The organism is Enterococcus sp. AZ128 (genome assembly GCF_051714485.1).
Taxonomy (GTDB): domain Bacteria; phylum Bacillota; class Bacilli; order Lactobacillales; family Enterococcaceae; genus Enterococcus_A.
In genome coordinates, this window is record NZ_JBIORZ010000001.1 from 2,065,547 (window position 1) to 2,080,424 (window position 14,878).

17 protein-coding genes are annotated in these 14,878 nt (G+C 38.4%); 2 read left to right on the forward strand and 15 right to left on the reverse strand.

The features are described 5' to 3' along the window. Nucleotides 1-52: 52 nt before the first annotated feature. On the forward strand, nucleotides 53-775 hold the full coding sequence (gene treR / locus IGI38_RS10135) for a trehalose operon repressor (RefSeq protein WP_438729430.1): 723 nt from the start codon (nucleotides 53-55) through the stop codon (nucleotides 773-775). Nucleotides 776-975: 200 nt separating this feature from the next. On the opposite strand, the gene ccpA is transcribed toward treR, so the two are convergent. Next, nucleotides 976-1,980, reverse strand: coding sequence for a catabolite control protein A (gene ccpA, locus IGI38_RS10140; RefSeq protein WP_438729432.1), 1,005 nt, complete (start codon nucleotides 1,978-1,980; stop codon nucleotides 976-978). Between the two features lie 195 nt (nucleotides 1,981-2,175). Between ccpA and IGI38_RS10145 the strand changes: the two genes are divergently transcribed. Continuing rightward, nucleotides 2,176-3,276 carry a M24 family metallopeptidase gene (locus IGI38_RS10145; RefSeq protein ID WP_438729435.1) on the forward strand — a complete coding sequence of 367 codons (1,101 nt, stop codon included), beginning with the start codon at nucleotides 2,176-2,178 and terminating at the stop codon, nucleotides 3,274-3,276. A gap of 91 nt (nucleotides 3,277-3,367) precedes the next feature. Here the strand turns inward: IGI38_RS10145 and IGI38_RS10150 are convergent, their stop codons facing one another. The 14 genes from IGI38_RS10150 to pstB (IGI38_RS10215) form a co-directional block, all read right to left on the reverse strand. After that, nucleotides 3,368-3,850: a helix-turn-helix domain-containing protein gene (locus tag IGI38_RS10150; protein ID WP_438729437.1), complete on the reverse strand. Its 483-nt coding sequence runs from the start codon at nucleotides 3,848-3,850 to the stop codon at nucleotides 3,368-3,370. A 107-nt stretch (nucleotides 3,851-3,957) separates the two neighbouring features. Next, complete coding sequence (locus tag IGI38_RS10155) at nucleotides 3,958-4,524, reverse strand: YtxH domain-containing protein (protein WP_438729439.1); 567 nt, start codon at nucleotides 4,522-4,524, stop codon at nucleotides 3,958-3,960. Nucleotides 4,525-4,526: 2 nt separating this feature from the next. Next, nucleotides 4,527-4,964: a DUF948 domain-containing protein gene (locus IGI38_RS10160; RefSeq protein WP_016181289.1), complete on the reverse strand. Its 438-nt coding sequence runs from the start codon at nucleotides 4,962-4,964 to the stop codon at nucleotides 4,527-4,529. A 117-nt stretch (nucleotides 4,965-5,081) separates the two neighbouring features. Beyond that, the gene (locus tag IGI38_RS10165; protein WP_438729442.1) at nucleotides 5,082-5,642 is read right to left on the reverse strand and encodes a TetR/AcrR family transcriptional regulator; all 561 of its coding nucleotides are present in this window, start codon (nucleotides 5,640-5,642) and stop codon (nucleotides 5,082-5,084) included. Nucleotides 5,643-5,807: 165 nt separating this feature from the next. Beyond that, nucleotides 5,808-6,701 (reverse strand): UTP--glucose-1-phosphate uridylyltransferase GalU, encoded by an 894-nt coding sequence (gene galU, locus IGI38_RS10170; RefSeq protein WP_438729444.1) that lies wholly within the window; start codon nucleotides 6,699-6,701, stop codon nucleotides 5,808-5,810. A 19-nt stretch (nucleotides 6,702-6,720) separates the two neighbouring features. Then, nucleotides 6,721-7,740, reverse strand: a complete 1,020-nt coding sequence (locus IGI38_RS10175; RefSeq protein WP_438729447.1) for an NAD(P)H-dependent glycerol-3-phosphate dehydrogenase — start codon at nucleotides 7,738-7,740, stop codon at nucleotides 6,721-6,723. A gap of 197 nt (nucleotides 7,741-7,937) precedes the next feature. Further along, a complete protein-coding gene (gene lgt, locus IGI38_RS10180; protein WP_438729449.1) occupies nucleotides 7,938-8,768 on the reverse strand; it encodes a prolipoprotein diacylglyceryl transferase in 831 nt (276 codons plus the stop codon). 1 nt (nucleotide 8,769) lies between these two features. Continuing rightward, nucleotides 8,770-9,705, reverse strand: coding sequence for an HPr(Ser) kinase/phosphatase (hprK, locus tag IGI38_RS10185; RefSeq protein ID WP_438729451.1), 936 nt, complete (start codon nucleotides 9,703-9,705; stop codon nucleotides 8,770-8,772). Nucleotides 9,706-9,991: 286 nt separating this feature from the next. Continuing rightward, nucleotides 9,992-10,354: a phage holin family protein gene (locus tag IGI38_RS10190; RefSeq protein WP_438729454.1), complete on the reverse strand. Its 363-nt coding sequence runs from the start codon at nucleotides 10,352-10,354 to the stop codon at nucleotides 9,992-9,994. Further along, a complete protein-coding gene (locus IGI38_RS10195; protein WP_438729456.1) occupies nucleotides 10,354-10,671 on the reverse strand; it encodes a PspC domain-containing protein in 318 nt (105 codons plus the stop codon). Before IGI38_RS10195 ends, IGI38_RS10190 begins: the two co-directional genes overlap by 1 nt. 25 nt (nucleotides 10,672-10,696) lie before the next feature. Beyond that, nucleotides 10,697-12,247, reverse strand: coding sequence for a daptomycin-sensing surface protein LiaX (gene liaX, locus IGI38_RS10200; protein ID WP_438729459.1), 1,551 nt, complete (start codon nucleotides 12,245-12,247; stop codon nucleotides 10,697-10,699). A gap of 183 nt (nucleotides 12,248-12,430) precedes the next feature. Then, nucleotides 12,431-13,108 carry a phosphate signaling complex protein PhoU gene (gene phoU / locus IGI38_RS10205; RefSeq protein ID WP_438729461.1) on the reverse strand — a complete coding sequence of 226 codons (678 nt, stop codon included), beginning with the start codon at nucleotides 13,106-13,108 and terminating at the stop codon, nucleotides 12,431-12,433. Nucleotides 13,109-13,181: 73 nt separating this feature from the next. Further along, complete coding sequence (gene pstB / locus IGI38_RS10210; RefSeq protein WP_438729463.1) at nucleotides 13,182-13,937, reverse strand: phosphate ABC transporter ATP-binding protein PstB; 756 nt, start codon at nucleotides 13,935-13,937, stop codon at nucleotides 13,182-13,184. A gap of 117 nt (nucleotides 13,938-14,054) precedes the next feature. Beyond that, a complete protein-coding gene (gene pstB, locus IGI38_RS10215) occupies nucleotides 14,055-14,855 on the reverse strand; it encodes a phosphate ABC transporter ATP-binding protein PstB (protein ID WP_438729465.1) in 801 nt (266 codons plus the stop codon). Nucleotides 14,856-14,878: the final 23 nt, after the last annotated feature.

Consider the following 14,878-nt stretch of genomic DNA (forward strand, 5'->3'; position numbering starts at 1 on the left):
CTTCTTATTTAAGAGTAAAATGGAACACTACATAGGTAAAAAGGAGGATTAGATGAAAAACTACGAAGTGATCTATCAAGCGATCGAAAGTGGAATTCTAAAAGGGGTATACGAAGCTGGCGCCTATCTGCCCAGCGAAAACAAATTACGCCAGACCTATCATGTTTCTAGGGATACCATTCGCAAAGCACTATCACTTTTAATGGCCAATGGCTACATTCAAAAAATTCAGGGAAAAGGGTCTTTAGTTTTGAAACGGGAGCAACTGCGCTTCCCGGTCTCTGGGTTAACTAGCTACAAAGAGCTGCAAAATTCTTATGGCTATGACAGCAGTACCGATGTTGTCAGTCTCAAAAAAATTATAATTGATAAGAAAATGGCGGATGTGACAGGTTTTGAAATCAGTTCTGTTTGTTGGGAATTAATTCGTACTCGTGCCATTGATCAGAAAAAAGTAATTCTTGATAAAGATATCCTTCTTACAGCGATTGTTCCCGAAATGGATACCGAAATAGCCAAGGATTCCATCTATCGCTATTTCGAGAACCAATTGAATCTGAATATTGCTTTTGCTGAAAAAGAAATCACGATTGATGCGTTGACCAATGAAGACCGCGACCTATTGGACCTAAACCAGCATGATATTAATATTGTTTCAGTAAAAAGTCGAGTCTTTACTAGTGATGCTCGCCAATTTCAATATACCGAAAGTCGTCATCAAGTCGACAAGTTTCGTTTCTTTGATTTTGCACGACGTCATCCCTCAACTATGTAGTAAGATTTTGACAAAAAAAGGAGCTATGACAAGAATCTTGTCATAGCTCCTTTTTTCGAACAAACGGTGTGCCAGAAGCAGCTTCTTCTTCGCAAACTACGCGTACAGTTACTGCTAAATTTCGCTGAGCAGAACTAGCATTCTGAAATAAGCCAAAATTTCTTGAAGCTGACCTCTTCTGTCCCAACCTCTCTTTACAATTATTCTTTTGTTGAACCTTTTTCAAAAATACCGTGAGGTAATTCGATCGTTTTTTGTTCAATATCTTCTTTATTCATCATTTTTGTTAATAGACGCATTGCGACAGCACCGATATCATATAACGGTTGAGTCACGCTGCTTAGACGTGGGCGAGCCACTTCAGTCAGTAATGAATCATTGCTTGTGATAATCTCGAAGTCTTCCGGAACTCTCACACCTTTGTCGGTCAAGCCGTCTAATAATCCAATAGCAAGTTCGTCATCCGTTACGTATGCAGCGGTTGCTCCGCTATTAAGGATGCGATCAGTTAGTGCTAAGCCTTCTTTAAAGTTGTACTTAGCTTCAAAAATCAAGCCTTCATTGTAATCTAACCCATTTTCAGCTAATGCTTCTTTGTAGCCGCCCATACGAGCTTGGCCATTGATAGCATCAATTAATGCTCCGCTGATGAAAGCAATTTTCTTATTGCCATGTTTTGCTAATAAGTCGATTGATTCCTTTGTCGCAGCTCTGTAATCAATGTTTACGCTGCCGACTTGTTCGTCGGGATCAATAGAACCAGCTAAAACGATTGGTGTTTTAGAACGTGAAAATTCAGCACGGATTTCATCCGTAATACGATGGCCCATGAAGATGACACCATCAACTTGTTTTGCTAATAAGTTGTTCAATACGTTCACTTCTTTTTGCGCTTCGCCATCTGAGTTCGCTAAAATAATATTATATTTGTACATCGTTGCGATGTCGTCAATTCCCCGCGCTAATGAAGCGAAAAACATATTGCTGACATCAGGGATGATTACACCGACTGTTGTCGTCTTTTTACTTGCTAGTCCTCGTGCAACAGCATTTGGACGATAGTCTAGACGCTCAATAACTTCTAACACCTTTTTACGTGTTGTGGGTTTTACATTTGGGTTACCGTTGACCACACGAGAAACGGTTGCCATTGAAACGTTTGCTTCACGGGCAACATCATAAATCGTAATTGTTTGCTTTTCCATGGATATGCTCCTTTTATTTTGTTTTCAGAAAATATCATTTACATTTCTAAAAGATAATAGCACGTTGTTTCATTGATTGCAACCGTTTTACACATTTTTCCTTAAAAAACTGTAAGCGTTTTATCAGAATCATTTTTCAATAAATTTTATTAGTGTTACAATCAATATAACGCTAAAAGAAAGAAGGATGCTTTAATGAACCAAGAAAAAGTTTTAGAATTACGAAAATGGATGCAAAAAAACGAGGTAGACTTAGCATATGTTTCTGACGCAAGTCATATCGGCTACTTCTCCGGCTTTGACAGCAACCCAATGGAACGTGTCTTAGCATTGTTCATTCCACTTGAAAAAGATCCATTTTTATTTGCGCCTGGTTTAGAGGTCGAAGACGCAAAAGCCAGCAGCTTTAAATACGATGTCGTAGGTTATCTTGACAGCCAAGATCCCTTTTCTATCATCGTAGACGAAATCAAAAAACGTTACGGTTCGCCTAAGAAAATCGCGTTAGAAAAAAATCAATTAGTATTGGATCGTTACTTACGCTTAACTGAAGCTTTTCCATCAGCTGATTTCTCAGCTGATCTTACTCCGCTAGTCCAAGAATTGCAATTATATAAGACCGAAGAAGAATGCCAACGCTTGATTGAAGCAGGATCAACTGCTGACTTAGCTTTTGAAATTGGTTTTAGACACGTAAAACCAGGCGTTACCGAAGAAGAAATTGTGGCAGAAATTGAATATGAATTAAAGAAAAAAGGCATTAAGCAAATGTCCTTCCCAACCGAAGTATTGGCTGGCCCAAATGCAGCGAGCCCTCACGGTACCCCAGGTAAAAATACTTGTAAAGAAAACGAACTCGTTTTGTTTGACCTAGGTACAATCGTTAACGGTTATTGCAGCGACGCGACTCGAACTGTCGCTTGCGGCAAACCAACTGATCATCAAAGAGACATCTACAATATCGTATTAGAAGCTCATATGGCCGCTTTAAACGCTGTAAAACCTGGTGTTACTTGTGGTCAACTGGACAAACTTGCGCGAGATGTCATTGAAAGCCGTGGCTATGGTGAATACTTTAATCACCGTTTAGGTCATGGAATTGGAACGACGATTCATGAGTTTCCACAAATCGTTGGCGGAAACGATCTAGAAGTGAAAGAAGGTATGTGCTTCTCGATTGAACCAGGTATTTATTTACCAAATGATGTCGGTGTTCGAATTGAAGACTGCGTATTCGTAACCAAAGACGGGTGCATTCCATTTACAAAAACATCAAAAGAATTAACTATCTTATAAAAAAGAAAAGAAACACCTTTGTTTGTGGTGTTTCTCAGACTGTAGACAACGTCCGTCTTAGGATTGTTGTCTACAGTTTTTTCTTTCATCTTTAATGGCTGTCCAATCCTTTTTGATCACTATAAAAGTAATAACTTGTGACAAAATAAACCAACAGGAAACCGACTAAAAATAAATGAAATACATTGTCTTTCAGCGAATGTAGATACCATAAAAAAAAAGCCAACATAACAGGTATCAAAATGAATCGATTCCATGGACGTTCCCAATATTTTCGAATCGTTATCCACAGAAAACGCATCGGTAAAAATAAAATACCAAAAAATACGAAACCAGCTAACCACTGAATTCTCTTCAAAAAAACTTCCTCCTCGTCTTTACGTGAAGAAGACTTTTCTACCAATTGAACAGCTAAAATTCTTTCCAGATTCTTTTTCGAAATCGAATCAGGTTCGCTTTTTCCCAATTCCCATTTTGAAATAGTTTGTCTAGTAACATAAATTTGTTCTGCTAATTGCTGTTGAGTCATCTTCAACTCTTCTCTTCTTGAACGAATGAGTTTTCCTAATTCCATCTTCGTCTCCCCTTAATTATTGATTATTATGAGTCAAGATTACAGCAATACCAGAGCGTTGCGCACGCAATGATAAAAAAAGCCCTCATCACTGAGGGCTAAATCCTTTATTCTGGATTATTTTTTTCCACTTCTTCTTTTAATTCTTCTTTGACTTCAGAAAAATCGGGCTTTTTTTCATTCATTTCTTTTGTTTTATCAGCCAAAGCTTCAGCACCTTCAGAAACTGTTTCTTTTGCTTCTTCTTGGGCTTCTTTAGCGTCGATGACGATATCTTCTGAAGCATCTTCAGCTACATCTTTCGCATCGCTTGCCGCCTTACGGAAACGATCCGATAAATCAGAACTTTGACGTTTCAAATCTTCCAAAGTGTCTGATGTGATATCATCCATGTCCTCCATTGAATCATTGATTTTTCCCTTCACATTTGAAGCTAAATCGCTGGCTTGGTCACTTAAGTCAGAAGCACGATCTTTTACAATTGATCCCATATCGCTGGTCTTCATAACCAAGTCATCGGTATAATCTGACGCTAAATCCAACCAATCATCAGTTTTCTTCGCTAGATCTTCACGCAATTCTTTTCCCGATTTAGGTGCTAATAATAAAGCGACTACTGCTGCTGCCGTTCCGCCAATTAAAGCCCCCGCTAAAAATTTCCCGCTTTTTGCCATATTTATCCCTCCGTTTTCGTTGTTGTCTTACGATCTCTAAAAAATCTCATCGTTGTCGCGCCAACTTTGCCCGCAACACTTGCTTTCGCCGCATTTTTCCCAACGCCGCCAACTTTGCCCGCTAAATTGCGACTAGTAGTATTTAAATCAGAAACACTCTGACTTAGATCTGCTACCGCCGTAAACAATGGATCAATCGTTTCAACTTTTCCGTTGATATCATTCAACAAGTGATTGCCTTTAACTAACAACCCTTCTACTTGCTGCATAAGTAAATCTACATCTTTGGTAAGAACATCAATTGTTGTATTGGCCTCGGTCACAGTCGTCTCAACTTTTTCAACTGTTTTTGAAACTTGACTCAAGACGCGCACTAAAAATATGACCAAAACAACAAATGCAAGTGCTGCAATAATTGCCGCAATACCGCCTAAACTCATTCAATCGCTCCTCTCATTTTTCACTCATTATGCTAACTTAAATTATACCATTCTCATGGAAATTAATGAAAGAGAAAGAGTTAGATTCAATACTAATAAAAAAGCATCTCAATTAAATTATTGAGATACTTTCGAAAAGTTTTGTAGGATACCATTGTAAATGATTTCTAAATCACTGATCAAATCAGCTTCACTGAAATTTTTTTCAGTGAAGCATTCCGCATGGCCTCGGAAATAATTTGTCATTACACGATCTACTTGGATAATCTCCTTCTCAGTCAGTTCACAGGCTGAAAAGATTCGACCAAATACGGCTCTTAGGAAAACAGTAATATTTCTTTCATAAGAGTCTATGTACTCTTTCTCGTAAAACACAGTGTAAAACTCATTTCTATTTTTCGCGTAAGCAGCCCAAGTTTTTCCTAACTCTATAAAAGCACAAAGATTTGCTCTGCCTAAGACAGAATCCACTAGTCGTTCGCGAAATTCCTCCATGGCTCGTCTTACGACTGCTTGTCGTAATTCGATCACGCTGCCTGTATGCGTATATAATGATGGAGATTTTACATCAAGACGATCAGCGATTTTATTTAATCTTAGTCCATTGACTCCTGACTCACAGACCAGATCCATCGCACATTCTATGACGATCTCTTTATTCAATCGGGAAGTTTTCATTAATTCTCCTTTTCAATATCGTTATTTCCAAAAAATATTATATAACAAACTAACCAATATTTTCTATTCGTTATAGTGATAATTTACATTTAAAAAACCAATGATTTATTTATTTAAAATAACTAACAATATAAAAAGCGCAGATTCAAATCTGCGCTTCAACAATTATTTTTTTGTTTTATTTTGTCCGCTCAACTCTTTACCCAAAGCGATGATATAATCATGTAATTTATCTTTGATCTCTGGATGCTTCAAGCCATATTCAATACTAGTTGTCATAAAGCCGAATTTATCACCCACATCGTAACGTTTCCCACTGAATTCTTGTGCAAAGACTCTTTGTGTTTTGTTTAAGGTATCAATCGCATCCGTCAACTGAATCTCATTGCCTGCACCCGGTTTTTGCGTAGCTAATACATCAAAAATTTCAGGCGTTAACAAATAGCGGCCTATAATCGCTAAATTGCTTGGTGCTTCCTCTGGTTTTGGTTTTTCTACAAAATTCTTCACGTTAAACAATCCTTTAGATACTTCTTCACCTGGATTGATGATTCCATATTTTGAAGTTTCCTTCTCAGGCACACGCATAACCGCAATCGTTGAGGCATGCGTTTGTTCATAGTCATTCATTAATTGCTTAGTTAATGGAACCCGGTCCTCCATCAAGTCGTCGCCTAACATGACAACAAATGGTTCGTTGCCAACAAAAGCACGTGCTTGTAGAACTGCATGACCTAACCCTTTAGGATGTGATTGACGGATAAAATGCAGATTTACATCGGTCGTTTCTTCAACCAATTTTAATAAATCTGTTTTACCTTTTTCTTGCAAGTTCATTTCTAATTCAATGTTTGAATCAAAATGATCTTCAATTGGACGTTTCGCTTTTCCAGTTACGATCAAAATATCTTCAATCCCAGATTTTAATGCTTCTTCAACGATAAATTGGATTGTTGGTTTATCGACGATAGGCAGCATTTCTTTGGCCATCGCTTTTGTAGCCGGCAAAAATCTTGTTCCCAACCCAGCGGCTGGAATAACTGCTTTTTTCACTCGCATGTCTCTTGTCCCACTCTTTCTATTCTAAAGTAAACTCATTTTCAAACGTACCTTCTCGTGTCATTAACTCGCGACAAGCCTGACGTACGTCTTTATCATTATATAAAACATCATAGATCGTTTCAGTGATTGGCATGCTGACATTCATGCTATCAGCCAACTCTTTCGCTGCTTTCGTTGTTGAAACACCTTCAACGATCATGCCCATATTTTCAAGAACCTCATCTAACTTATGGCCTTTGCCTAAAAGATTTCCGGCGCGCCAATTACGAGAATGGACCGATGTACATGTTACGATCAAATCACCTACGCCGCTTAAACCAATGAACGTTAATGGATTCGCACCCATCGCTACACCTAGACGGCTGATTTCCGCTAAGCCCCGCGTCATGATCGCAGCCTTGGCATCATCCCCATAAGATAACCCATGCAATGCACCAGCACCTAGAGCGATAATATTTTTTAGAGCCGCACCAGTTTCAACACCAATCACATCTGGATTCGTGTAAATTCTTAGATAGTCATTCATGAACAATTTTTGTACATAAGTTGCCAACTTTTCATCTTTGCAGGCAGCCGTAATTGTCGTAATATCGTGTACAGCTACTTCTTCTGCATGACTTGGTCCAGACAAAACAACCACACCTTGACGATGTTCTTCAGGAATTTCTTCTATCAGCACTTCTGAGATGCGTTTATGCGTGCCTTGCTCCAATCCCTTGCTTGCATGAATAATAACAGGTTTATTATCCACAATTTGTGCAAATTCCTTGGCAACTGAGCGAATCGCCTTCGTTGGTACAACGAATAAAACAGCATCCGCATCTTTTACAGCTTCCTTCAGATTCTTTTCCCCTTTAATACTTTCAGGAATTTTTAAATCTGGTAAATAATGACGATTGGTATGATACGTATTAATCTCATCAATTTGTGCTTCGTGATTTCCCCAAAGCCTTACTTCATGTCCATTTTCAGCTAAAACTTGTGCTAACGCCGTTCCCCAAGAGCCCGGTCCTAAAACTGCAACTTTTTGTTTCACAGAGATTTCCTCCTCGTTCATATTAAGGTAACGAATTACCTATAAATTGCCTCTCTTGCTAAAATCAAATAACAAGATGGATTTTCCCTTAGAAAATAAAGACGTTTATACTACATACAATTACGTGATTCAAAAAAGTAGTTCATGTAAAAAAATTCTTCTTCAATATCATAGCATACATAGCTATCGACTCGTTCTTAAATTAAAGCTTGATTAGTTCCTTTGTCGCGTTCATATAATTTGATATCCGTGCGCTTTTTTCGGCGATAATAAAATAAAGCTAACCCTCCGACAAATAGAATCAGTGACAACATTTGGGAAACACGAATCCCGCCAAATAAATACAGACTATCTGTCCGCATCCCTTCGATAAAGAATCGTCCAAAGCTATACCATGTAACGTATCCCAAAAATATTTCTCCACGCTTGATTGATACTTTTTTTCGAATAACGATGATTAAGATGAAGCCTAGCAGACTCCACATTGATTCATAAAAAAAAGTCGGTTGACGAAAGGCGCCGTCAATATACATATTATTGATAATGAATTGCGGCAAATGTAAACTTTCTAAAAATTGACGAGTTGTTTCTCCGCCAAATGCTTCATGATTTGTAAAGTTTCCCCATCGTCCCATCGCCTGTGCCAACATTACACTTGGAGCCACTACATCTAAAAAGAGCCATGGATCAATGAAGTTATGCTTCGTATAAACAATCAGAACTATCACTGCCGCTATCAAACCGCCATAAATGGCTAAGCCTCCACTACGGGTATTAAAGATTTGAATAGGATCCGCTAGATACATTGGCAGATCAAACAAAACATAATACAAGCGAGCACCAACAATGGCAAGCGGCAGAGCCCAAAGAATGAAGTTTGTCATATCATCCTCTTTTAAACCCACTCGCAGTGCTTCTCGATTGGCAAGCCAAAGGGCAATTGCAATTCCTGACACAATGATAATCGCATACCAGTAAATTTCAAGACCAAACAATTCAAAAGCTACACGATTTATTTGTCCAACCATTCTATTGTCCAGAATTCTCTTCGATTAATTGGGTTAAACGATCTTCAAAGGTCTTCGTAGCATCGTAACCCATCGTACGAGCACGGAAATTCATCGCTGCTACTTCAATGATAATGGCAACGTTTCGTCCAGTTTTCACTGGGATCTTGACTTGCGGGATTTTTACTTCAGCGATTTCAACTTCAGTGTTTCCACTGCCTAAGCGGTCATATTTTTTATCTTTCGACCAGTTTTCTAAATAAACCACCAATTGCAACGGCATTGATCCTCTGACAGCACTTGCGCCGAAAAGATTCATCACATCGATGATACCAATCCCGCGAATTTCAATCAGATGTTGTAAAATTTTAGGCGGTTCACCAACTAAAGTCAACTCGTCCTGCTGATAAACATCAACCCGATCGTCTGCAATCAAACGATGTCCACGTTTGACTAATTCTAGTGCCGTTTCGCTCTTACCTATTCCACTATCTCCTTGGATCAGCACACCCAATCCATAAACATCTACCAGCACTCCATGAACACTTGTACGCGGTGCCAATCCGCCGTTTAGAAAACTAGATATCTCACCTAATAAACGCGAAGTCGATATCGGTGAGCTTAATACTGGGATATTACGCTCACTAGCGGCTTCGATCATTTCTTTTGGCGGTGTCAACCCGCGAGAAACGATAAATGCTGGTGTATCATCACTGCACATCCGACGTAAAACCATCAATCGTTCTTCTGGCATCATACGTTCTGCGAAGGTAATTTCTTTATTTCCAAAAAGTTGTAAACGATCATGTGAATAATAGTTAAAATAGCCAGTCAATTCTAGCCCTGGGCGAGAAATATCGCCGGTAGTGATGACCCGCTCTAGGCTTTCCTCATCGCCAGTTACTACTTCCAATGAAAGTTTATCAACTAGTTCTTTTACTTTTACTGTTTCAGCCATATAATCCCTCTTTTCTACACTTCCGCTCTATTTTATCATTTTATCCATGGAGTGACTAGGTTCAGACAACTTCTGCCATAAGAAACAAAAAAGGCTTCATAAAATATTAATGAAACCTTGCTATGATACCTATTATTTTTTCCGAATAGATCCACTCTGAAAATTTTCCCGATTCAAACTTTATGAACTATAAAAAGTTTGAATAACAGCTAGCTCATTTTTAAGGAATCATTTTTCTAACCTGCTGAAGCAAGAAGAAAAACTGACAAAAACGGATAGGTAAAATTTACCTATCCGCGTATTTATCGATATTATGATCTGAGACAATCGCATTGACGATCGCCATGACGATTGCCACCAAAATTGAGATGGCGAAGCTAGAAAAGCCAAAACGATAATTCCCTAATAAGTTGGAAGTCAATTGCAACATACCAGCGCTGATCACAAAGCTAAACAGTCCGAGTGTCAAAATATTCAATGGCAGTGAAAGAAGAATCAAAATTGGTTTCACTAATGTATTCAATATTGATAGGACAAAGCTTGCAGCAATAGCCATCGTTAGACTTTCCACGTAAACTTGATTGGGAAAGAGCACTGACAGTGAAATAAAGATCAGGGCATTAGCTATTAGGCGCTGTAGGTAAGTCATTAAAAGTCGCTCCAGTCATCATCGTCGATTTTGTCCGCTTTTTTGCGTTTAGTGGACGCTTTCTTCTCATAGTTGTTGTAGTCATTGTTTCCATAATATGGATTGTTATGTCCGTAAGAATCCCGACCTCTCGGACCTGAAGGGATCACCAATGCCAAAATAACATATAAGATAACCGGTGAGCCGAGTAAGCCGAAACTTAAGAAAACATAAATCACACGCACGATTGTTGGATCGATCCCGAAGTATTCGGCGATCCCGGCTAAGGTACCTGTCAGTACCACATTTGTTCGTGACTTTTGTAATCTTTTTTGCATATGAATCTTCCTTCCTTATTATTTCCTAATTGTCGAAATCTTTCAAGAAAATACTACCCGTTGTAGTCGATACATCGATTTTTGCCATTTCATCGGCTACCCGACGGAATTGCAACAAGCGATTAGTTTTTTCTTTTTTCTCTCTGATCACTTCATAATTTGATAAGCGATCATTGATACTACCTAAGCTTGTTTTAGCTAATCCTTCTAAACCGATCGTTTTTCCTACAGAAACTTTGACATTTCCGTTAACTGAGCTTGCTTTGATTTTTTGTAAGCTAGCATGACCAGCAGTTAACTTCACATCACCATTCACTAATGAGATGCCGTAGTTTTGAATTGCTGCTTTAGTCGTGATATTGCCATTGACCGTTTCAATGATCGAATCTAAAATCGCGCCTTCACGAATGTCGATGTTCCCATTGACGCCTTGAATCTCAAGCATCGTTGCATCGATATGTTTAAAAGTGATGTTGCCGTTTGTTGATTTTGCATAAACATCTTTAGCATCCATCTCATCAACATTCAAATCACCATTCAACAGTTTGACTGCCACGTGGTCATACGTACGTTTTGGCAGGTAGAAGACTAATTCTGCTTGAACCCGTTTATTCGGGATTTGGAATGAGATATGTTCATCATTCACTTCGATCTGACTGCGTTCCATTAATGATTGTAATGGTGTCGCTTCACTCATTTTACCATAAAGTTTGATTTTCGCATCCACCTTAATAGCTGCATCGTCCCAAGCCTTTAAGGTAACTTTACCGTTCGCCAATTTAATATCGATCAATGTTGGTTCAACATCTGTGTATAAAAATTGATGTTCAAATTTCGAAGTAACTAGACCCGGAACTTTTACGTTGAAATCTTTCCAATCAACATTTTCTTCTACTGTATCAGAAACAGTTTTCCAAGTCTTCTTCATCAAGCGACCTAATTGAACGCCAGCTTCTCCTAATTTTTCTCCAACTTGCGAGAACGTTTCGCTTGCTTGATCTTTCAAATCGTCTGGAATATCGAAGCGTGCACGATTACGTTCTTTACGTGTTTCGTTCTGATTATCTTGCACATTCTTTAATTCTTCTTCTTGCTCTTGGACTTTTTCTTCTAAATCAGCAATTTGATCCTTCAAATCTGAGATTGCCTCTTCAACTGCTTCACGAATGTCATCATCATCTTCTGATAATGTATCTAATTCTTCTTTTGTATCTAACTCCATCAATACTTCTTCTTTTTCATGAAGAGCTGCCTTCAATTCATTTTTCTTTTGGTTGATTTCATCAATGTGAGCAGAAATTTGGTTCGCTTCTGTTGCTAAATCATCGAAGTAAGCTTCAAGTTCTTCCAAGTCCTGTTCTTCAGAACCTTTTGCTTCTTCTGCATCGTTTCCTTTTTCCCATTCATCAACTAAATTCGTTGCTTGGTCGCGGTGATAAGAATCCACTTTATCAGCAGCTTGTTTAATCTGCGCTTCATCCTTTGCCTTGGCCATGCTTTCTAATAAATCCAAACCTTCTTCAGTCGATAAAATACCTTTTTTAACTAATTCCATAATTCGTTGTCTTTCATTCATAGAAATTGCCTCCTTCAAAAAGCAAATACATTACTTTTGTTTACATTCATATTATGCAATGTTTTTATTCATTTGTCATAGGACTAAAGACCCATCTTTTCATCCGACTTCCTCAAGAGAGGAGTTTCTTCCTATTTAAATGTAGAAAAAACCAGCTAGAAAAACTCTAGCCGGCGTTTTATTTTAAAAATTTTCGTTGCGATTACTGTTGAGTTCGGTTATTTTCCCAGTTGCTAAGTAGACGATCCATTCGCAAATGTTTGTTACATAATCACCTACACGCTCTAAATAACCTGCAACATGCAGATAATCCGTTCCGCTGATAATTGTATCAGATTCTTTTTCCATCGTGTTGGTAGTCATATCATAGATTTTTTGGAAATAGTAATTTACACGTTCATCCATCTTCGCGATCATGCGGGCATCTTTTTGATCCGTCTTCACGTAAGCAATCAAAACATTGTCCACCATTTTTTTCACGTAGTTAGACATTTCATTGATTTCTTTCTCAACTTCTAAAATCCGCGGCAGACCTTTTAAGCGAATAGTTGATTTAGCAACAGAAACAGCGTGATCTCCCATCCGTTCTAAGTCTGAACTAGCCTTCATAATTGTGATAATCGTGCGCAAATCTGTCGTAACAGGTTGTTGTAATGCGATCATCTCAAAGCTTTTCTTCTCTAGACGGACTTCCATGTCATTGATTTCGACATCATGGTCAATAACCTCTTGTGCTAATTTTTTATCATGGTCAATGTATGAACGAACCGATTTGTGCACGGCACTTGAAACCATCATACCCATTTCATAAAACTGATTGTGAAGATTCAGCAGATCTTCTTCAAATTGTGTACGTAACATCGTTGCCCTCCTTTTTCATAATGAGGAATTAATTATTCGCAAAAAACTAATTCCATTTCGTTTTTCTTGCTTGTTAACCAAATTTCCCCGAGATGTAATCTTCCGTTTCTTGTTTTGCTGGATCTAAAAATATTTTCTTCGTTTTGTTGAACTCAATCAGTTCTCCTTGTAAAAAGAAAGCGGTGCGGTCAGAAATTCGTGATGCTTGTGACATATTGTGAGTCACGATGATGATCGTGTAATTCTCTTTTAATTCCAATAACATGTTTTCGATCTTACCAGTTGATACTGGATCCAATGCACTTGTAGGCTCATCCATAAGAATAACCTCGGGATTAACTGCTAAAACACGAGCGATACAAACACGTTGTTGCTGTCCGCCTGATAATGACAATGCACTCTCATGCAATTTATCTTTAACATCGTTCCAAACTGAGGCAGCCTTCAAGCTTTCCTCGACCACCTGATCAAGTTTACTTTTATCTTTTTCACCTTTTAATTTTAACCCATAAATGACGTTCTCGTAAATCGAAAATGGAAAAGGATTTGGCTGTTGGAAGACCATTCCGATTTCTTTCCGCAATTTGACAGTATCCGTCTTCGGACTGTAAATATCTTTGTCCTTATACATTACGCTGCCAGTAATCGTCACGCCGGGAATCAAATCGTTCATTCGATTCAATGAACGCAAATAGGTCGATTTGCCGCAACCAGAAGGTCCGATCATTGCAGTGATCTCACCCTTTTCAATTTCCATATCAATGCCTTTTAGGGCCTCTTTTTTCCCATAATATAAATGAAGGTCTTTGGAAGTAATAATCTTCGACATTCAATTTCCTCCCTTTTCATATATCATTTCTACTTAGATTAGTTACAGAAAGTATTAAGCCGCTTTAACTAGAAGTTTCTCATCTGGAAGTGAGGATAAACGGGATAACACCATTTCTTAACCAAAGTGTCCTGATACGTAATCTTCGGTAGCCTGAATTTTTGGCCGTGTAAAGATTTTTGTTGTTTCATCATACTCAATGACATGCCCTAAATAGAAAAAGGCGGTGTAGTCGCTGATTCTGGCCGCTTGCTGCATATTATGCGTTACGATGATAATCGTATAATTCTCTTTTAATTGGACCAGCGTTTCTTCAACTTTTCCGGTTGAAATAGGGTCCAAAGCACTCGCCGGTTCATCTAGTAATAGGATGTCTGGTTTCATCGCAATTGCCCGCGCGATACATAAACGCTGTTGTTGTCCCCCAGAAAGAGCTAAAGCACTTTTATCTAGATTATCCTTGACTTGATCCCATAATGCAGCTTGCTTCAGACTGGTTTCAACAGTTTCTTCTAGTTGGTGCTTGTCACGCATGCCATGTTGCTTCAAAGCAAATGTGATATTGTCGCGAATTGATTTACTGAAAGGATTTGGTCGTTGAAAAACCATTCCAATACGTTTTCGCATTTCATAGACATCGATATTTGAAGCATTGACATCGACGTCCTTATACATAATTTTTCCTGTTACGCTCGCACTAGCAATACCATCGTTCATGCGATTTAATGATCGTAAATAGGTTGATTTTCCACAACCAGAAGGGCCAATCAATGCCGTAATTTTATTTTTTTCAAACTCTAGATCGACACCTTTGATGGCTTCGTTACTGCCATAATAAACGTGTAAATCTTCCGTATGCAATGCAATTTCACCTGGCATACTGATAAGATTACGTTCGTCCCAATTATATTCTTTCATTGAATTTCTCCTAGTTCATACTA